This window comes from Streptomyces sp. NPDC049627, assembly GCF_044465645.1.
In the GTDB taxonomy this organism is placed as follows: domain Bacteria; phylum Actinomycetota; class Actinomycetes; order Streptomycetales; family Streptomycetaceae; genus Streptomyces.
Genome location: NZ_JBITLW010000004.1, coordinates 227364 through 248857, shown reverse-complemented (window position 1 = coordinate 248857; position 21494 = coordinate 227364). Strand labels below are relative to the sequence as shown.

At 73.9% G+C, this 21494-nt stretch carries 3 protein-coding genes; all 3 read left to right on the top strand.

What is annotated here, in order from left to right; all coding sequences use genetic code 11:
* The first annotated feature begins 17 nt into the window (after window positions 1-17).
* The 3 genes from ACIBU0_RS12995 to ACIBU0_RS12985 are packed head-to-tail and all read left to right on the top strand — an operon-like array spanning window position 18 to window position 21490.
* Entirely contained in the window at window positions 18-14045 is a 14028-nt protein-coding gene (locus ACIBU0_RS12995) for an amino acid adenylation domain-containing protein (protein WP_398816106.1), read from the top strand.
* Window positions 14046-14100: 55 nt separating this feature from the next.
* Window positions 14101-21282: an amino acid adenylation domain-containing protein gene (locus tag ACIBU0_RS12990; protein ID WP_398816103.1), complete on the top strand. Its 7182-nt coding sequence runs from the start codon at window positions 14101-14103 to the stop codon at window positions 21280-21282.
* 1 nt (window position 21283) lies between these two features.
* The gene (locus tag ACIBU0_RS12985) at window positions 21284-21490 is read left to right on the top strand and encodes an MbtH family protein (protein WP_398816100.1); all 207 of its coding nucleotides are present in this window, start codon (window positions 21284-21286) and stop codon (window positions 21488-21490) included.
* Window positions 21491-21494: the final 4 nt, after the last annotated feature.

The window sequence follows — 21494 nt, the reverse complement described above, 5'->3', positions numbered from 1 at the left end:
CCTTGAGGAGTGAAGCGATGACCCGATCCGCAGTCGAGGACGTGTGGCCCCTGTCTCCGCTTCAGGAGGGGCTGTTGTTCCACGCCGCCTTCGACGACCAGGGACCCGACGTCTACCAGGGACAGCGGCTGTTCGACCTGACCGGACCGCTGGACGCGGCACGGCTGCGGACGGCGTGGGAGACGCTCCTGGCCCGCCACCCGGCGCTGCGGGCGGGCTTCCGGCGACGCAAGTCCGGAGAGGCGATGCAGGTCATCGCCCGGGACGTCGTCCTGCCGTGGCGCGAAGCCGATCTGTCCGGGCTCCCCGAGGCCGAAAGGGCGGCCGCCCTGGACAAACTGGCCGAGGCCGAACGGGCGGAGCGGTTCCAGCCCGCGGCTCCGCCGCTGCTCAGGCTGCTGCTGATCAAGCTCGGTGAGGGGCGGCACCGCCTGGTGCTCACCAGCCACCACGTCCTCATCGACGGCTGGTCCCTGCCCGTCCTGCTGCGGGAGATGAGGGCGCTGTACGCGGCCGACGGCGACTCCGGCGTCCTGCCGGCGCCCGCGTCGTACCGGGACTACCTGGTGTGGCTCGCCCGTCAGGACAAGGAGGCCGCACGCGACGTATGGCGGCAGGAACTCGCGGGCGCGGAAGAACCGACCCTGGTGGCTCCGGCCGCCCCGGGAAGGGCTCCGGTGGCGCCGGAGATCCTCACCCGCGAGGTACCCGCACGCCTGGCCGAGGACGTGACGGCCTGCGCCCGTCGGCACGGTCTGACGGTGAACACGGTGGTGCAGGGCGCCTGGGCGCTGGTGCTGGCCCGGCTGGCCGACCGCACGGACGTGGTGTTCGGCGCGACCGTGGCGGGGCGGCCGGCGGAGCTGCCCGGCGTGGAGTCGATGGTCGGCCTGTTCATCAACACCGTTCCCGTGCGGGTGCGCCTCGACGGTGCGCAGCCGGTGGTGCGGATGCTCGCCGGACTCCAGGACAGCCAGAAGAACCTGATCGGCCACCAGCACCTCGGCCTGTCCGAGATTCAGCAACTCACCGGCCCCGGAGCGACCTTCGACACCCTCCTCGTCTACGAGAACTACCCCCGCACCCCGGCCCGGGCAGCAGACCAGGACACCTTCGACCTGCGGGTCATCGCCGGCGAGGAGACGGCGCACTACCCCTACACCCTCGTCGTGTCCCCGGGCACTCCGATGCGCTGCAAACTCGACTACCGACCGGACCTGTTCGACAGGGACACCGCCGAGTCGGTGCTCACCAGGTTCTTCGAGGTCCTGGAACAGGTGGTGCGGGATCCGTCGGTGCCGGTCGGCCGGGTGGGTCTGCTGGGCCCGGCGGACCGCGCGGCCGTGCTGGTCGGGTCGAGTACGGCGGCCAGTGGGGCCGTGAACGGTTCCGTGCCCGAGTTGATCGCGGAGCGGGTGCGGGTGGCGCCGGGTGCGGTGGCGCTCGTGGACGGTGACCGGTCGCTGTCGTACGGGGAGTTGTGGGCGGCGTCGGGGCGGCTGGCGTCGTACCTGGTGAGTACCGGGGTGCGACGGGGTGATCGGGTCGCGGTGGTGATGGAGCGGTCCGCGGATCTGGTCGTGGCGCTGCTGGGGGTGTGGCGTGCAGGGGCCGCCTACGTGCCCGTGGATGCCGGCTCGCCGGTGGAGCGGGTGGCGCTGGTGTCGGCGGACTGCGCTCCGGCGGTGGTGGTGTGCTCGCAGGCGACGCGTGCGGTGGTGTCGGAGGACGCTGCGGCACGGGTTGTGGTCGTGGACGAGCCCGTGACGGCCGCCGAGATGGCGCAGTGCGCCGACGGCTGCCGGGTGCCGGTGGCTGCGGGTGATGTGGCGTATGTGATGTACACGTCGGGGTCGACGGGGGTGCCGAAGGGGGTGGCGGTGCCGCACGGGAGTGTGGCGGCGCTGGTGGGTGAGTCCGAGTGGCATGTGGGGTCGGATGACGCGGTGTTGATGCATGCGCCGCATGCGTTCGATGTGTCGTTGTTCGAGGTGTGGGTGCCGTTGGCCGCCGGTGCGCGGGTGGTGGTGGCCGGGCCGGGTGTGGTGGATGCCGGGCGGATGCGGGCGTATGTCGCGGACGGTGTGACGTCGGTTCATGTGACGGCGGGGTCGTTCCGGGTGCTGGCGGGGGAGGCTCCGGAGTGTTTCGCGGGGTTGCGTGAGGTGCTGACGGGTGGGGACGTGGTGCCTGCCGCGTCGGTGGCGCGGGTGCGGGAGGCGTGCCCGGAGGTGACGGTGCGTCACTTGTACGGGCCGACCGAGACCACCCTGTGCGCGACCTGGCACCTGATACGCCCCCAGGACCGCGCCGGCTCAGCGCTGCCGATCGGGCGCCCGCTGCCCATGCGGCGGACGTATGTTCTCGATGCCTTTCTTCAGCCGGTGCCGCCCGGGGTGACCGGCGAGCTGTATGTCGCCGGGGCGGGCCTGGCGCGCGGCTACTGGGCGCAGCCGGGTCTGTCGGCGGAGCGGTTCGTGGCGTGTCCGTTCGTGCCGGGTGAGCGGATGTACCGGACGGGCGACCTGGTCCGGTGGGCGCACGACGGCACGCTGGAGTTCGTCGGCCGTGCGGACGAGCAGGTGAAGATCCGCGGGTTCCGGGTGGAGTTGGGTGAGGTGGAGGCGGCCCTCGCCGCGCATCCGTCGGTGGCCCAGGCTGTCGTGACGGTTCGCGAGGACACGCCGGGTGAGCGTCGTCTCGTCGGCTATGTCGTGCCCGAGGGCCCGGACGGCGTGGAGACCGACGATGTGCGTGCGCATGCCGCCCTGCGGCTGCCGGACTACATGGTCCCCGTCGCCGTCCTCGCGCTCGACGCCTTGCCGGTGACGCGTCACGGCAAGGTGGATCGCACGGCATTGCCCGCGCCGGACTTCGCGGGCCGGGTCTCCGGGCGCGAACCGGAGACGGAGGCCGAGGTGCTCCTGTGCGGGGTGTTCGCGGAGCTGCTGGGGTTGGAGCGGGTCGGGGTCGACGACAGCTTCTTCGAGCTGGGCGGCGATTCGATCATGTCGATGCAGTTGGTGGCGCGGGCTCAGCGTGCGGGTCTGGTGCTGAAGGTGCAGGACGTCTTCGAGTACGAGACTCCCGCGGGCCTGGCGGCGGTGGTCGGCGCGGTGGGGGACGGGCGCGTCGAGGTGGACGCGGACGCGGGTGTGGGTGTGGTGCCGTGGACGCCGGTGATGCGGGCGTTGGGGGAGCATGCGGTTTCTCCCGAGTTTGCGCAGTGGGCGGTGGTGGGTGCGCCGCCCGGGCTCGGGGTGGAGGTGCTGGCCGCCGGTCTGGGCGCCGTACTGGATGCGCATGCGGTGTTGCGGGCGCGGGTGGGGGAGCAGTCCACCTTGGTGGTCGGTGAGCCCGGTTCGGTGGACGTGCGGGCGCTGGTCGTGCGGGTGGATGCCCTGGATGCGGCGGCGGGTGAGCTGGACGAGGTTGCGGGCCGGGTGGCGCGTGAGGCGGTGCGGCGGCTGGATCCGTCGGCCGGTGTGATGGTGCAGGCGGTGTGGGTGGACGCCGGTCCGGAGCGGGTGGGCCGGTTGGCGCTGGTCGTGCATCACCTGGTGGTGGACGGGGTGTCGTGGCGGATCCTGCTGCCGGATCTGCAGGCCGCCTGCGAGGCCGTCGCCGCAGGCCGGACACCTGAACTCGACCCCGTGGCCACGTCGTTCAAGCATTGGGCCAACCTCCTGACCGACCAGGCCGCCCAAGACAGCCGAGTCGCAGAGTCGGACGCCTGGGCAGAACTGTCGCAGGTCCCCGATGTCCTGCTGGGCGAGCGCGAGTTGGACCCGGAGGCGGACACGGCCGGGACCATGACGCACCGGTCGTGGACCGTTCCGGCGCGGGACGCGGCCCAGTTGGTGAACGCGGCGCCGACGCTCTTCCACTGTGGTGTGCACGAGGTGCTGTTGGCGGGTCTGGCCGGTGCGGTGGTGTCCTGGCGGCCGGAGATCGCGGGCGGGGTGCTCGTGGACGTGGAGGGACACGGCCGTGAGCCTCTTGCCGGTACGGATCTGTCGCGCACGGTCGGCTGGTTCACCAGCAGCCACCCGGTGCGCCTGGATGTCACCGACATAGCCCTGGACGAGGTCCTGGAGGGTGGTGCGGCGGCCGGTGCCCTGCTGAAGACGGTCAAGGAGCAGGTGCGGTCGGTGCCCGGCGGTGACGGCGGCCTGGGATACGGCCTGCTGCGGTACCTCAACCCGCGGACGAGCACCACTCTGTCCGCACTCCCCGCCGCGCAGATCGGCTTCAACTACCTGGGCCGCTTCACCACGCGGACGTCCACCGAGGAGGTGACGCCCTGGCAGCTGAGCGGGCAGACCGCGATCGGCGGCTCGATCGCACCGCGGACACCCGCCCAGCACACCCTCGAAGCGGCCGCGACCGTCCAGGACCGCGCCGACGGACCCGCGTTGACCATCACGCTCAGCTGGCCGGTCGGCCTGCTCGACGAGGCGGCCGCGCAGGAGCTGGGCGAGGCCTGGACACGCGTGCTCGGCGCGCTGGCCGCGCACACGACCAGCCCCGCGGCAGGCGGCCACACCCCCTCCGACTTCCCCCTCGTCCGCCTCACCCCGCACAGCGTGGCGGAACTGGAAGCCAGGGTGCCCGACCTGGCCGACATCTGGCCGCTGTCGCCGCTGCACGAAGGCATGCTCTTCCACGCCGCCTTCGACGACGAGGGGCCGGACGTCTATCAGACACAGCGCCTGCTGGCCCTCGACGGCCCGCTCGACGCGGCACGCCTGCGCGCGTCCTGGGAAGCGGTCCTTGCCCGGCACCCCGCCCTGCGGGCCGGCTTCCACGAGCCGGACTCCGGCGGTGCGGTCCAGGTCGTCGCCCGGAACGTGGCACTCCCGTGGCACGAGGCCGACCTCTCCGGGCTTCCGGAGCCCGAGGCCCTCGCCGAGGCCGAGCGGCTGGCCCGGCGCGACCTGACGCGGCGCTTCGACCTGACGCGGCCACCGCTTGTGCGGCTGCTGCTGGTCCGCCTGGGCGACAACCGGCACCGCCTCGCCATCACCTGTCACCACATCCTGCTGGACGGCTGGTCGATGCCGGTCGTGCTGAACGAGGTGTCGGCCGTCTACGCGGAGGGCCGTGACACCCCGACCCTGAAGCGGGCGGCTTCCTACCGGGACTACCTGGTGTGGCTCGGCCGTCAGGACAAGGAGGCCGCGCGCGCCGCATGGCAGCGGGAACTGGCCGGTGCGGACGAGCCGACGCTGGTCGCCCCCGCCGCCGCGGGCAGCTCGCCGGTGACGTCGGACGTGGTCTGGGAGGAGTGGTCCCTGGAGCGGACCGCGGAGCTCACCGAGTGGGCGCGCTCTCGGGGCCTGACCGTGAACACGGTGGTGCAGGGCGCCTGGGCGCTGGTGCTGTCCCGGCTGGCCGGCCGTACGGATGTCGTCTTCGGCGGCACGGTGGCGGGCCGCCCGGCCGAGCTGCCGGGCGTCGAGTCGATGGTCGGCCTGTTCATCAACACCCTCCCCGTACGCGTACGACTCGACGCCGACCAGCCCGTCGTGCGGATGCTCACCGACCTCCAGGAACGGCAGGCGGCACTGATCGCCCACCAGCACCTCGGTCTGCCGGGCATCCAGCAACTCGCCGGGCCCGGCGCGACGTTCGACACCATGCTCATGTTCGAGAACTACCCGCGCGGTTCCGTCGCGCTCTCCGGTTCCGACCGGTCGGCCGACGAGGTGACGATCACCCGCCTGCACACCGTGGCGGGCACCCACTACCCCCTGGCGGTGGGCGTCGTCCCCACCGACCGGCTCCGCGTGGTGGTGACCTACCGGCCGGACCTGTTCGACCGGGAGCAGGCCGGCCTGATCGCCCGGCGCGTGGTGTGGGTCCTGGAGGAGATGCTGCGGAACCCGCTCGCGCCGCTGGGCCGGGTGGGTGTGCTGGGCGCGGCGGAACGTGCGGCCGTGCTGGCCGGTTCGAGCGCGGCGGCGAGCGGCGCCTGGAACGGTTCCATGCCGTCGGTGCCTTCCGCGCCGTCCGTGCCTTCTGCGCTTTCCGTGCCGGAGATGATCGCCGAGCGCGTGCGGGTGGCGCCGGGTGCCGTCGCGCTGAAGGAGGGCAACCGGTCGCTGTCGTACGGGGAGTTGTGGGTCGCGTCGGGGCGTGTGGCGTCGTACCTGGTGGGCGCCGGGGTGGTCCGCGGTGATCGGGTCGCGGTGGTGATGGAGCGGTCCGCGGATCTGGTCGTGGCGCTGTTGGGGGTGTGGCGTGCGGGGGCGGCCTACGTTCCCGTGGATGTCGGCTCTCCGGTGGAGCGGGTGGCGCTGGTGTTGGCGGACTGTGCTCCGGCGGTGGTGGTGTGCTCGGAGGCGACGCGTGCCGTGGTGTCCGACGGCACCGGCGTGCGGGTCGTGGTCGTGGACGAGCCCGGCGTCGTGGACGAGCCGGCCGCCTGCGGAGACGCGCCGACGGTGCGCGTCGGTCCGGCCGATGTGGCGTACGTGATGTACACGTCGGGGTCGACGGGAGTCCCGAAGGGCGTGGCGGTGCCGCACGGGAGTGCCGCCGCGCTGGTCGGTGAGCCCGAGTGGCACGTGGGCCCCGACGACACGGTGCTCATGTACGCGCCGCACGCCTTCGACGCCTCCCTGTACGAGTTGTGGGTGCCGTTGGCCGCGGGCGGCCGGGTGCTGATCGCCGAGCCCGGCATCCTGGACGGCACGCGGATGCAGGCGTACGTGGCCGACGGCGTCACCGCCGCCTTCGTCACGGCGGGCCTGTTCCGGGCCCTGGCCGAAGAGGCTCCGGAGTGCTTTTCGGGCCTGCGCGAGGTGCTGAGCGGCGGCGACGTGGTGCCCGCCGCGTCGGTTGCCAGGGTGCGGCAGGCCTGCCCGGAGGTGGCGGTCCGCAACTGCTACGGCCCGACCGAGGTGACCATGTGCGTGACCTGGCACCAGGTGCGCCCCGACGAGCCGCCGCTCTCCGCGCTGCCCATCGGCGGGCCCATGCCGGGCCGTCGTACCTATGTGCTGGACCCCTTCCTCCAGCCGGTGCCGACGGGCGTGACCGGCGAGCTCTACGCAGGCGGTGAGGGGCTGGCTCTCGGGTACTGGGCGCAGCCGGGTCTGTCGGCGGAGCGGTTCGTGGCGTGTCCGTTCGTGCCGGGCGAGCGGATGTACCGGACGGGCGACCTGGTCCGGTGGACCGATGACGGGACGCTGGAGTTCGTCGGCCGTGCGGACGCGCAGGTGAAGATCCGCGGGTTCCGGGTGGAGTTGGGCGAGGTGGAGGCGGCCCTCGCCGCGCATCCGACGGTGACCCAGGCCGTGGTGACGGCGCGGAGCGATCACACGGGAGAGCTCCGCCTGACCGGATACGTCATCCCCGACGGCCCGAACGCCGTTGACCCCGACCAGGTGCGCGCGCACGTCGCCACACGGCTGCCGGACTACATGGTCCCCACCGCCGTCCTCGCGCTCGACGCCTTCCCGGTGACAAGGAACGGGAAGCTCGACCGCGCGGCCCTGCCCGCCCCCGAAGCCGCCGGGAAGGCACCCGGACGCGAGCCGCAGACGGAGGCGGAGGCGGTCCTGTGCGGGGTGTTCGCGGAGTTGCTGGGGTTGGAGCGGGTCGGGGTCGACGACAGCTTCTTCGAGCTGGGCGGCGACTCGATCATGTCGATGCAGCTGGTGGCACGCGCCCGGCGCGCGGGTCTGGTGCTGAAGGTGCAGGACGTCTTCGCCCAGGCGACCCCGGCAGGCCTTGCGGCACTGGCAGGGACGGCCGACGACGACGCGGACGCGGTCGAGTCCGACGCGGGTGTGGGTGTGGTGCCGTGGACGCCGGTGATGCGGACGCTGGGGGAGCATGCGGTTTCTCCCGAGTTTGCGCAGTGGGCGGTGGTGGGTGCGCCGCCCGGGCTCGGGGTGGAGGTGCTGGCCGCCGGTCTGGGCGCCGTACTGGATGCGCATGCGGTGTTGCGGGCGCGGGTGGGGGAGCAGTCCACCTTGGTGGTCGGTGAGCCCGGTTCGGTGGACGTGCGGGCGCTGGTCGTGCGGGTGGATGCCCTGGATGCGGCGGCGGGTGAGCTGGACGAGGTTGCGGGCCGGGTGGCGCGTGAGGCGGTGCGGCGGCTGGATCCGTCGGCCGGTGTGATGGTGCAGGCGGTGTGGGTGGACGCCGGTCCGGAGCGGATGGGCCGGTTGGCGCTGGTCGTGCATCACCTGGTGGTGGACGGGGTGTCGTGGCGGATCCTGCTGCCGGATCTGCAGGCCGCCTGCGAGGCCGTCGCCGCAGGCCGGACACCTGAACTCGACCCCGTGGCCACGTCGTTCCGGGGCTGGGCCGGGCTGCTCGCGGAACGGGCGGGTGATCCGGCGCTGACCGGGGAACCGGACGCCTGGGCCGAGCTGATGCGCGTCCCCGAAGTGGCCCTCGGCAAGCGGCCGTTGGACCCGTCGATCGACACCGCGGCCACCATGACGCAACGGTCCTGGACGCTCCCGGCACGGGCCGCCGCCCAGCTGGTGAACACGGCGCCGGCACTCTTCCACTGTGGTGTGCACGAGGTGCTGCTCGCCGCGCTGGCGGGTGCGGTGGCACGCTGGCGGCCGGAGATCGCGGGCGGGGTGCTCGTGGACGTGGAGGGACACGGCCGTGAGCCTCTTGCCGGTACGGATCTGTCGCGCACGGTCGGCTGGTTCACCAGCAGCCACCCGCTGCGCCTGGATGCCACCGGCGTGGACCTGGACGAGGTCCTGGAGGGCGGTGCGGCGGCCGGTGCCCTGCTGAAGGCGGTCAAGGAGCAGGTGCGGTCGGTGCCCGGCGGTGACGGCGGCCTGGGCTATGGGCTGCTGCGGTACCTCAACCCGCGGACGAGCACCACTCTGTCCGCACTCCCCGCCGCGCAGATCGGCTTCAACTACCTGGGCCGCTTCACCACGGGGACCTCCACCGAGGAGGTGACGCCCTGGCAGCTGAGCGGACAGACCGCGATCGGCGGCTCCGCCGGCCCGGACATGCCCGCCCTGCACCCCCTGGAAGCGGCCGCGACCGTCCAGGACCGCGCCGACGGACCCGAGTTGACCATCACGCTCAGCTGGCCGGCGGCGCTCCTGGACGAGACGGCGGCGGAGGGGCTGGGCCGGATCTGGCGGGAGACCCTCGTCGGTCTCGCCACCCACGTCTCACCGAGCGCGCCGCTCGGCGGCACGGCGGCCGGCGAGACATCTGCCGGTGAGACGGCCGTCGGCGGGCACACCCCCTCCGACTTCCCCCTCCTCGCCCTGACCCAGCGGAGCGTGGAGGACCTGGAAGCCCGGGTGCCCGGCCTGGTGGACGTCTGGCCGCTGTCACCGCTGCAGCAGGGGCTGCTGTTCCACGCGGCATACGACGACCAGGGCCCCGACCTCTACGAAGGGCAGCGCATCCTGGCTCTGGACGGGCCCCTGGACGTGGAGCGGCTGCGGGCCTCGTGGCGCGCCCTGCTGCACCGGCACCCGGTCCTGCGGGCGAGCTTCCACCAGCAGGACTCCGGCGGGGCCGTCCAGGTCGTCGCCCGGGATGTGCAACTCCCGTGGCACGAAGCCGACTTGACGGGACTGTCCGAGGCCGAGGAGCGGGCCGGGCTCGACCGGCTCGTGCAGGACGAGCGGTCGCGCCGCCTCGACGTGACACAGGCCCCGCTGCTGCGCCTGACCCTCGTCCGGCTCGGCGAGCGGCGCCACGTCCAGATCGTCACCAGCCACCACATCGTCACCGACGGCTGGTCCCTGCCCGTCCTCATCGGCGAGGTGTCCGCGATCTACGCGGCGGGCGGTGACGCCAGGGCGCTGCCCCCGGCGACGTCGTACCGGGAGTACCTGGCCTGGCTCGGCACACAGGACAAGGAAGCGGCACGGGAGGCCTGGCGGGCCGAGTTCGCGGGCGCGGACGGACCGACGCTCGTCGCACCGGAGGAACAGGGCAGGGTGCCCACGGTTCCGGCCCGGGTGGCCTTCGAGTTCACGGAGGAACTCACCGCCGCGGTGGCCGAGTTGGCGCGTGATCGCGGGCTGACCGTGAACACCGTGGTGCAGGGCGCCTGGGCCCTGCTCCTCGCCCGGCTCGCCGGTAGGACCGACGTGGTGTTCGGTGCGACGGTCGCGGGACGGCCGGCCGAGCTGCCGCGCGTGGAGTCCATGATCGGGCTCTTCATCAACACGCTGCCGGTGCGGGTGCGGCTGGGCGGTGACCGGCCGGTCGCCGAACTCCTCCAGGACCTCCAGCGGCGGCAGGTCGCGCTGATGGCGCACCAGCACATCGGGATGCCCGAGATCAGGCAGCTCGCCGGTCCGGGCGCGGTCTTCGACGCGCTCTTCGTGTACGAGAACTATCCCCGCCCCCGCCTGGCCGAGCCCTCGCCCGACACCCTGGTCATCCGCCCAGGAGGCAGGCCGGAGGACACCGGCCACTATCCGCTCACCCTGATCGCGGTGCCCGGGGACCGGCTGCACGGCGAACTCATCTACCGGCCCGAGGTGTTCGGACCCGACTGGGCGGAGCAGGTGACCGCCTCGCTCGGTCACGTCCTCGAACAGCTGACGGCGGATCCGCAGGCCCCTGTCGCGCAGGTCGGCGTGCTGGGCCCGGCCCGGCGCGCGCTGGTGGTGGACACGTGGAGCGGCACGCGAGAGCCGGTCGAGGCCGCCCCGCTGCCGGACCTGTTCCGGCGTCAGGTACGGCGCTCCCCGGACGCGGTGGCGTTGGTGTCGCGCGACGGCGAGGCGGCCGCCGCTGCCGTGACGGCCGCGCCGGGCACTACGGGTGACCGCGATGCCGGCCACCGGACCCTGACGTACACGCAGCTGGAGACGGCCGCCGGCCGTCTGGCCCGCTACCTCGTCGACGCGGGCGTGGGGCCGGAGGTCCGCGTCGCGGTGCTGGTGCCCCGCTCGGAGACGATGGTCGTGTCCGTGCTCGCCGTGTCCATGGCGGGCGGGGCCTTCGTCCCGGTGGATGCCGGGCACCCCGCGGACCGGGTGGCGTTCCTGCTGCGGGACGCCGACCCCGCGGCCGTGGTGTGCACCCGGCGGACCCGGGCCGCGGTGCCCGACGGGTTCCGGGGACGGATCGTCGTCCTCGACGACCCGGACGTCACCGCGGGCGTGGCCCGCCGGGCGGGCGGTCCCCTCGACGACGGGGAGCGGCGCGCGGCCCTGCGCCCGGAGAACGCCGCGTACGTGATCTACACCTCCGGGTCGACCGGCACACCGAAGGGCGTGGTCGTCACCCACACCGGACTCGCCCACCTCGCCCGGGCGCAGATCGAGCGGTTCGCGGTGCGACCGGACGCACGGGTCCTGCAGTTCGCTTCGCCGAGCTTCGACGCCGCCGTGTCCGAACTGTGCATGACCCTGCTGTCCGGCGCCGCGCTCGTGGTGCCGGACCAGGACGGACTGCCACCGCACGTGACGCTCGCCGAGGCCGTGCGGGAGTGGGGCGCCACCCACGTCACCGTGCCGCCCAGCGTGCTCGCCACCGAGGAGCGCCTGCCCGCCTCCCTCAGGACGCTGGTGGTGGCCGGCGAGCCCTGCCCGCCGGCACTCGTGGACCGGTGGGCCGCCGACCGGCGGATGGTGAACGCGTACGGCCCCACGGAGGTGACCGTGTGCGCGGCGATGAGCCGACCGCTCACCCCCGGCGCCGCCACCGTCCCCATCGGCGGCCCCCCGGCGAACGTACGCGTCTACGTCCTGGACGCCTTCCTCCAGCCGCTGCCCCCGGGAGCGGTCGGCGAACTGTACGTCGCGGGCCCGGGACTGGCCCGCGGGTACGGCGGGCGTCCCGGACCGACCGCGGAGCGCTTCGTCGCCTGCCCCTTCGCACCGGGCGCGCGCATGTACCGCACCGGGGACCTCGTCCGCTGGACCGACACCGGTGAGCTGGTCTTCGTGGGGCGCGCGGACGGCCAGGTGAAGGTGCGCGGCCACCGCATCGAACCCGCGGAGGTGGAGAGCGCCCTGACCGCGCACCCCGCCGTCGCGCAGGCGGTGGTGGTGGCCCGCGCGGACCGCCCGGGCGACCAGCGTCTCGTCGCCTACGTCGTCACGCGGGCGCCCGGCGCGGAAGGCGGGGCTCCCGGCGCCGAGCCGGGCGGCACCGGGCAGAGTTCCCAGCCGGGCGGCACCGGCCGGAGCGTGCCCTGGACCGATGAACTTGCCACCGAGGTGCGGGACTTCGCCGCAGCGCGGCTGCCGGAGTACATGCTGCCGACCGCCTTCGTGCCGCTCGGCGACCTGCCCCGCACCGCGAACGGGAAGCTCGACCGCGCCGCGCTGCCCGCCCCGGACTACGCCGGACGGGCACGGGGACGCGAGCCGCGTACGCCCGCCGAGACGATCCTGTGCGAACTGTTCGCCGATGTCCTCGGCCTGGACCGGGTCGGGGCCGACGACAGCTTCTTCGAGCTGGGCGGCGACTCCATCTCGTCGATGCAGCTGTCCTCCCGCGCCCGGCAGGCCGGACTGGGGGTGACACCACGGCAGGTCTTCGAGGAGAAGACCCCCGAACGCCTCGCCGTCGTCGCCGACGCGACCGGCCCGGCCGGATCCGACGCCGAGGACGTCGCCGTCGGCGAGGTGCCGTGGACCCCGGTCATGCGGGAACTCGGCGAGCGCGTCGTCAGCCCCCGGTTCGCCCAATGGGTGGTCCTCGGGGCCCCGCCGGACCTCACCCACGAGGTCCTCGTGGCCGGTACCGGAGCCCTGCTGACCACACACGCCATGCTGCGGGCCCGGGTCGCCGAGGGCGGCCGGCTCGTGGTCGGCGAGGCCGGGTCCGTGGACCCGGAGGCCCTCGTCGTCCGGGTCGACGCACGGGACGCGGCGACGGACGGCCTCGACGCGCTCGCGGCCCGCGCGGCACGCGAGGCCGTGGGGCGGCTCGATCCCGCCGTCGGCGTGATGCTCCAGGCGGTGTGGCTGGAAGCCGGGCCCGGGCGGAGCGGACGTGTCGTGCTCGCCGTCCACCACCTCGCCGTCGACGGGGTGTCCTGGCGGGTGCTCGTCCCCGACCTCGCCCAGGCCTGTCGGACCGCCGCGGCCGGAGGGGAGCCCGTGCTCGACCCGGCGGTCACCTCGTTCCGGCGCTGGGCGACCCTGCTGGCCGAGCAGGCCGTCACCCCCGCCCGGACCGCTGAACTGCCGCAGTGGACGCGGCTCCTCGACGTCGCCGAACCGCTCATCGGTGAGCGCGCTCTGGACCCGGCGGTCGACACGGGGGCCACCGTGCACCACGCCTCGTGGACGGTGCCCGCCCCGGAGGCGGCCACCCTGACCGCCACCACACCCGTCCTGTTCCACTGCGGTGTGCACGAGGTGCTGCTCGCCGGACTCGCGGCGGCCGTGGCATCCGGCCGGGCGGACGGCGACCGCCTCCTGCTGGTCGACGTCGAGGGCCACGGCCGGGAACCGGTCGACGGCGTCGACCTGTCCCGCACGGTGGGCTGGTTCACCCGTACCCACCCGGTGCGCCTCGACATCGGCGGCATCGACCTGGACGACGCCCGCACCGGAGGCCCGGCCGGCGGATCCCTGCTCAAGGCGGTGAAGGAGCAGGCGCGGACCGTGCCCGGCGACGGGCTCGGCCACGGACTGCTGCGACACCTCAACCCGGACACCGGACCGTCCCTGGCCGCCCTGCCGGCACCCCAGATCGGCTTCAACTACCTCGGCCGCTTCACCGCGGGAAACCGCCAAGGGCTGTCCACGGACTGGCAGTTGACCGGAGAGATCGGCGGCGGCGCCGACCCGGACATGCCGTCCACGCACACGCTGGAGGCCGGCGCCGTCGTGGTGGACACTGCTGACGGACCCGAGCTCACCCTGTCCCTCGGCTGGCCCTCCGGCGTGCTCGACGACGCCGCCGCCCGACGGCTCGGGCAGACCTGGCTGGACATGCTCCGCGGTCTTGCCGCCCACACCGCCGGCCCCGCCGCCGGTGGGCACACCCCGTCCGACTTCCCCCTCCTGGACCTGGCACAGAGCCAGATCGAGGAACTCGAAGCCGGATTCGCCGACGACCAGCCGTAGCCGGCCGAAGGCCTGGCCCTGGACCAGTACCCCCGCCCTGCCGAGGAGAGAAGCGATGACCCGATCCGCAGTCGAGGACGTGTGGCCGCTGTCGCCGCTGCAGGAAGGCCTGCTCTTCCACGCCGCCTTCGACGACCAGGGGCCCGACGTCTACACCGTGCAGTCGGCTCTCGCCGTCGACGGTCCTCTGGACGAAGCACGCCTTCGCGCGTCCTGGACGGCGCTGCTGGACCGGCACGCCGCGTTGCGCGCCTGCTTCCGGCAGGTCAGCGGAGCGCAGATGGTGCAGGTCATCGCGCGCACCGTGACCCTGCCCTGGCGCACCGAGGACGTCTCGCACCTGCCCGAGCCCGAGGCCGGCGCCGCCGCGGAGCGCCTCGCCGAGCGTGAGCGCGCCGAGCGCTTCGACCTGGCGGCCGCACCGCTGCTGCGGGTCCTGCTCGTCCGGCTCGCCGAGCACCGCCACCGCCTGGTGATCACCAGCCACCACATCCTCATGGACGGCTGGTCCGCACCCGTGCTGATCGGCGAGCTCGCCGCCCTGTACGCGAACGGGGGCGACGCCTCGCTGCTGCCCCGTACGACGTCGTACCGGGACTACCTGCTGTGGCTGGGCAAGCAGGACAAGGAAGCGGCACGGACCGCATGGCGGGAGGAGCTGGCCGGGGCCGACGAGCCGACCCTGGTCGCACCGGCCGCCCCCGACCGCCAGCCCGTCTTCCCCGACCACGTCGACCGCGACCTGCCCGACCCGCTCGGCCGCGCGTTGACCGAGCTGGCCCGCACCCGCGAACTGACCGTCAACACCGTGGTCCAGGGCGCCTGGGCGCTGATCCTCGCCCGCCTGGCCGGGCGCACGGACGTCGTGTTCGGCGCCACGGCGGCCGGGCGTCCCGCGGAGCTGCCCGGCGTGGAGACGATGGTCGGGCTGCTCATCAACACCCTGCCGGTGCGGGTGCGGCTCGACGGCGACCGGCCGGCCGCCGATCTGCTGCGGGACCTGCAGAAGCGGCAGTCCGCACTGATGAGCCACCAGCACCTCGGCCTGCCGGCGGTGCAGCAACTCGCCGGTCCGGGCGCGATGTTCGACACGCTCGTGATCTACGAGAACTTCCCCCGGCAGTCCGCCGGCCGCGCGGGCCGGACCGCCACCGCGTCCGACACCCCGGTGATCCGGCCCGAGGGCTTCGCCCGCGAGGCAGCGCACTACCCGCTGACCCTCGTGGTCGCCCCGGGCGAGCGCACCCGGTTCAGGCTCGAGTACCGGCCCGACCTGTTCGACCGAGCCGCCGCCGAGTCCCTCCTCACCTCCCTGACCGGGATCCTGGAGCAGTTGGTGGCCGACCCGGCCGTACCGGTGGGCCGCATCCGCGTCACCCCACCGGCGCTCCCCGACGCAAGCGCCGAGCCCGGCACCACACCGGCCCGCACGGTGCCCGAACTGATCGCCGAGCGCGTCGCCGCCGCCCCGGACACCGTCGCCCTCGTGGCCGGGGAACAGACCCTCACCTACGGCGAGTTGTGGGCCGCCGCAGGACGGCTCGCGGCCTGCCTGGCGGACGCGGGCGTGGCCCGGGGCGACCGCGTCGCGGTGGTGCTCGAACGGTCCGCGGACGTCGTGGTGGCACTGCTGGCCCTGTGGCGGGCCGGGGCCGTCCAGGTACCGGTGGACCCCGGGAACCCCGCGGAGCGGGTGGCGGCGGTCCTCGCGGACTGCGGCGCCTCGGCGGTGCTGTGCACGGACGCGACCCGCGCGGTGGTGCCGGAGAGCGCGACGGGTGTCGTGGCGCTCGACGACCCGGCGGTGCAGGAGCGTGTGCTCGCGCGCGGGGCCGCGTCGGCCGTGCGCGATGGCGTGCTTGCGCATGAGGCCGAGTCGGCGGTGCGGGAGGGCGTGCCCGCGCACGGGGCCGCCCCGGCCGTCCTCCCCGTCACCGCGCACGACGTGGCGTACGTGATGTACACCTCCGGCTCGACCGGGGAGCCCAAGGGTGTCGCGGTCCCGCACGGGAGTGTGGCCGCGCTGGTCGGTGAACCCGGCTGGCGGCTCGGGCCGGACGACGCGGTGCTGCTGCACGCCCCGCACGCCTTCGACGCCTTCCTGTTCGAGGCGTGGGTGCCGCTCACCGTGGGCGCCCGCGTCGTCGTCGCCGGGCCCGGTGTGGTCGACGCCCGGGAGGTGCGCCGGTATGTGGCCGACGGCGTCACGACGCTGCACCTCACCGCGGGCACCTTCCGGGTGCTCGCCGCTGAGACACCCCAGTGCTTCACCGGGCTGCGGGAAGTCCTGACCGGCGGTGACGTGGTGCCCGTCGACGCCGTGGCGCGGGTGCGCGCCGAGTGCCCCGAGGTGGCCGTACGGCATCTGTACGGGCCCACGGAGACCACCCTGTGCTTCACCTGGCACCCCGTGCGGCCCGGGGACGAGGACCTCGCCGTGCTGCCGGTGGGCCGTCCGCTGCCCGGCCGCCGGGCGTACGTGCTCGACGCCTTCCTCCAGCCGGTGCCGCCCGGGGCGACCGGTGAGCTGTACCTGGCGGGCGCGGCCCTGGCCCACGGCTACTGGGCCGCCCCCGGGCGGACCGCTGAGCGGTTCGTGGCGTGCCCGTTCCTGCCCGGCGAACGGATGTACCGTACGGGCGACCTGGCCCGCTGGACGGACGACGGCGAGCTGGAGTTCGCCGGCCGCGCGGACGCGCAGGTGAAGATCCGCGGCTTCCGCGTGGAACTCGGCGAGGTCGAGGCCGCCCTGACCGCCCACCCGTCCGTCGCCCAGGCCGTGGCCGTCGCCCGCGACGACGGTCCCGGCGGCCGGCGCCTCGTCGGCTACGTCGTCCCGGCCGCCGCGGAGGCCGTGGACCCCGACGCGATACGGGAGTACGTCGCCCGGCGCCTGCCCGACTACATGGTTCCGGCCGCCGTCCTCGCCCTGGGCGCCCTTCCGGTGACCCGCAACGGCAAGGTCGACCACAAGGCGCTGCCCGCCCCGGACTTCGCCGCCCGCGTCACCGGACGCGGGCCGCGCACGGCGGCCGAGGAGCGGCTGTGCCGCCTCTTCGCCGAGGTGCTCGACCTGGAACGCGTGGGTTCCGACGACAACTTCTTCGAGCTGGGCGGGGACTCCGGCCTCGCCATGCGGCTCGCCGGCCGGATCCGTGAGGAGTTCGACGCCGAACTGCCCATCCGGCAGTTCTTCGGCTCGCCCACTCCCGCCGGGGTCGCCCGCCTCCTCGCCACCCGCGCCCGCCCCGTCCTCGGCGCCGCGGGACCCGACGCCGACGGGGCGGACGGCACGAACGTGCCCGTCACCGCAGGCCAGCTGCAGACCTGGCTGACGTCCGCGCTCGACGACGAGGCGGGCGTGGACCGCATCCCGGTGGCCCTACGGCTCACCGGCGACCTCGACAAGCAGGCGCTGCGCTCGTCCCTGACCGACCTCGCCGCCCGCCACGCCGTCCTGCGCACGGTCTTCCCCGGCACCCGCGGCACAGACCTGCACCAGCGCATCCTCACCGTCGAAGAAGCCCTGCCCACCGACTCTCTGGCCGAGGAACCGGTCGACGAGAAGGAGTTGGCCGCAGTCCTCGCCGAACGCACGCGCCGCCCCTTCGACCTCTCCCGCCACATCCCCTGGACCCGGCACCTGTTCGCCCTCTCGGACACCGACCATGTGCTGCTCCTCGTCGTGCACCGGATCGCGGCCGACGAGGCCTCGGTGGAGGTCCTGCTGCGCGACCTGGCCACCGCCTACACCGCCCGCCGCGAGGGCCGCGTGCCCGAACGGGCCCCGCTGCCCGCCCAGTTCGCCGACCACGCCCGCTGGGAACGGGAACTGCTCCAGGGCGAGCAGGCCAGGGAAAGCCTGGCCGGCGACCAGCTCGACTACTGGAAGAACACCCTCGCCGGCATCGACGCCGAACTGGCGCTGCCCGCCGACCGGCCGCGCCCGCAGGTCGCCTCCCACCGCACGGGCGCCGTCCCGCTGAGCCTCGACGCCGACCTGCACGCCCGCCTCGCCGACCTCGCCGAATCCGCAGGCGCGACGCCGTTCACCGTGCTGCACGCCGCGCTCGTGGCCCTGCTCGCCCGGCTCGGCGCCGGCGACGACATCACCGTCGGCACGCTGATCCCGCGCCGCGACGACCCGGCCCTCGAAGGGGTGGTCGGCCCCTTCGCCGGCCCCCTCGCCCTGCGCGGCGACGCCTCGGGCGACCCCACCTTCACGGATCTGCTCGCCCGGGCCCGGGAGACGTACCAGGAGGCGGCCGCGCACCGGGACGTGCCCTTCGAGCGGCTGGTCGACGTCCTCGGCCTGCCGCCCTCGCTGGCCCGCCACCCGGTCTTCCAGGTCATGCTCGACGTCCGGGACGACATCGCCGACGCCTGGGACCCCTGGGAGCTGCCGGGTCTGCGCACCGTCCGCCTGGAGACGGGACCCCGGGCCATCGAGACCGACCTCTCGCTCGACCTCGCGGAACGCTATCTGGCCGACGGCGACTTCGGCGGCATCGACGGCCAGGTCCGCTACGCGGCAGACCTGTTCGACGAATCCACCGTCGCGGCTCTCGCCCACCGACTGACCCGCGTCCTGGAACAGGCCGCCGCCGACCCGCAGGTGCGGCTGAGCGGGCTGGACGTCTTCCTCGACGAGGACGAGCGCCGGCGTGCGCTGGACCTCGGCAACGCGACCGCGGCGCCGCTCCCCGAGACCACCGCGGTGGAGCTGTTCACCGCGCAGGCCGCACGCACCCCGGCCGCCCTGGCCGTCCTCGACCAGCGGATCCCCGGCATGTACGAGGCGTCCATGACGTACGAGACGCTGGACGCCCTCTCCGACGAGGTGGCCGCGCGTCTGGTGGCGGCCGGAGCGGGACCCGAGCGCGTCGTCGTCGTGGCGATACCGCCCACCCTCATGCTGGTGATCGCGCTGCTCGGGGTCCTGAAGTCGGGGGCCGCCTGCCGCTTCGCCGACCCGTCCCGGCCCTGGGAGGGCGACGACCACGACCGGCCCGCCGCCCTGCTGTGCGACGCCGCCGGACCCGTACCGGAGGACGCGGGCGTCCCCGTCGTCCTCATGGACGACCCGGTGACGGACGGGACGGACGAGGACCGGCCGCCGTCGAACGAGCCCGACTCCCTCTCCCACCAAGGGAGTCGGACGGACCCGAACGGCACCGAACGGCTCCTGCGCCCGGACCACCCCGCCATGGTGCTGGACAGTGCCACACACCCCGGCGCCGCGGCGGTCGTCTCCCACCGCGCCCTGGTCAACCAACTGACGCACCGAGCGCGGACCGCACCGGCCGCGGACCTGCTGCGGCTGGACAGCCGCGCCCCGGCCGCCGACCTCGTGACACCGCTGCTCGCGACGCTGTGCTCGGGAGGCCAGGTGACCCTGGGCACGGCACGGACGACACCGCCCGGCACCGGCCAGACCGCCGCGGAACTGGGCGGCCTGTGGCTGGAACACGACGGCGACCCCGAAACGTCCACGACCGGCGAGGAGCTTTCCGTCGCGCCCGGCGAGGAGTCTTCGGCTGCGCTGGGTGAGGAGCTTTCCGTCGTGCCTGGCGGGGGGACTTCGGTTGCGCTGGGTGAGGAGCTTTCCGTCGTGTCCGGCGAGGAGTCTTCGGTTGCGCTGGGTGAGGAGCTTTCCGTCGTGCCTGGCGGGGGGACTTCGGTTGCGCTGGGTGAGGAGCTTTCCGTCGTGCCTGGCGGGGGGACTTCGGTTGCGCTGGGTGAGGAGCTTTCCGTCGTGTCCGGCGAGGACTCTTCGGTTGCGCTGGGTGAGGAGCTTTCGGCCGTGCCCGGCGGGGGGACTTCGGTTGCGCTGGGCGAGGACCTTCCCGGCGTGCCTGGCGGGGGGACTTCGGTTGCACCCGGCGAGGAGCTTTCCGTCGTGCCAGGCGACCAGCCCTCCTCCGTGAGCGGCTTGGAGGCTTCCGTCGCGCCCGGCGACAACCCCTTCGTCGTGAGCGGCGAGCAGCCATCTCCCGCGACCGGTGGGCAGCCTTCCCCCACAACTGGTGGGCAGCTCTCTCCCGCGACCGGTGGGCAGCCTTCCCCCGCGACCGGTGGGCAGCCTTCCCCCGCGACCGGTGGGCAGCCTTCCCCCACAACTGGTGGGCAGCCCTCTCCCGCGACCGGCGAGCAGTCTTCCCCCGTGTCCGGTGGAAAGGCCCCCGCGGGACGTCAGGTGGCCAACACCCGTGCCTACGTGCTGGACGACTTCCTGCGCCCGGTGCCCCCCGGCGCCCTCGGTGACCTGTACCTCGCGGGTGCATCACTCGCCCGTGGCTACCTCGGCCGGCCGGGGCTGACCGGTGAGCGGTTCGTCGCCAGTCCCTTCGGGGCGCCGGGGGAGCGGATGTTCCGTACCGGGCACCGGGCGCGGTGGGACGCGACGGGTGGGCTCACCGTGCGGGCCGGTGCCGAACCCGGCACGCGTCGCGGACGGGCGGGCCGGGGCCCCGGCACGGGACGCGGCGACCTGAACGTGGTGCTGCCGCTGCGCCCCGAGGGCAGCCGCCCGCCCCTGTTCTGCATCCACCCCGGCATGGGGCTCAGCTGGGGATACGCCGCGCTCCTGCCGTACCTCCCGGGGGACGTGCCGGTGTACGGCATCCAGGCCCGCGGCCTCGCCCGCCCCGAGTCGCTGCCCGGCAGCATCGAGGAGATGGCCGCCGACTACGCGGACGAGATCCGTGCCGCACAGCCCACCGGCCCCTACCAGCTGCTCGGCTGGTCCATCGGCGGCACCCTCGCCCAGGCCGTGGCCGCCCGGCTGGAGGAACTGGGCGAAGAGGTGGCGCTGCTGGCCCTGCTCGACGCCTATCCCAGCAGCTCCGCCCGCTCGCGGATGCGCGGCGAGAAGGGCGGACCCGAGGACGGCTACGCCGTGCTCCGGCAGGACGAGGGCGGCATCGCCGACCTGTACCGCTCGACCGGCCTGAGCGAGCAGTCCCTGGCCAACCTGGAGAAGGTGCTGCGGAACATGGCCGGCTTCACGCCCGAGCACACCCCGCGGACCTACGGCGGTGACCTGCTGCTCTTCGTCGCCACCGAGGACCGCCCCGAGGACCTGCCGGTGACGGACGCGGCCGCCGCCTGGCGGCCCTTCGTCGGCGGACGGATCGAGTCGCACGAGATCGCCGTCAACCACTACGACATGCTGCAGCCCGCGCCCTTGGCGCAGATCGTGCGCGTCGTCACGGAGAAACTCAGGAAGGACTCATGAAATGACGAATCCCTTCGACAACGAGAACGGCACATTCGTCGTCCTGGTGAACGACGAGAACCAGTACTCGCTCTGGCCGAATTTCGCGGAAATACCCGAGGGCTGGACCGTCGCCCACGGCGAGGCCGGCCGCCGGGAATGCCTTGAGTTCATCGAGGAGAACTGGACCGACATGCGGCCCAAGAGCCTGGTCGAGGAAATGCGCTGAGGCG

Coding starts and splice junctions, on each gene's coding strand:
- ACIBU0_RS12995 (WP_398816106.1), top strand. CDS start 18: ATGACCCGATCCGCAGTCGAGGACGTGTGGCCCCTGTCTCCGCTTCAG.
- ACIBU0_RS12990 (WP_398816103.1), top strand. CDS start 14,101: ATGACCCGATCCGCAGTCGAGGACGTGTGGCCGCTGTCGCCGCTGCAG.
- ACIBU0_RS12985 (WP_398816100.1), top strand. CDS start 21,284: ATGACGAATCCCTTCGACAACGAGAACGGCACATTCGTCGTCCTGGTG.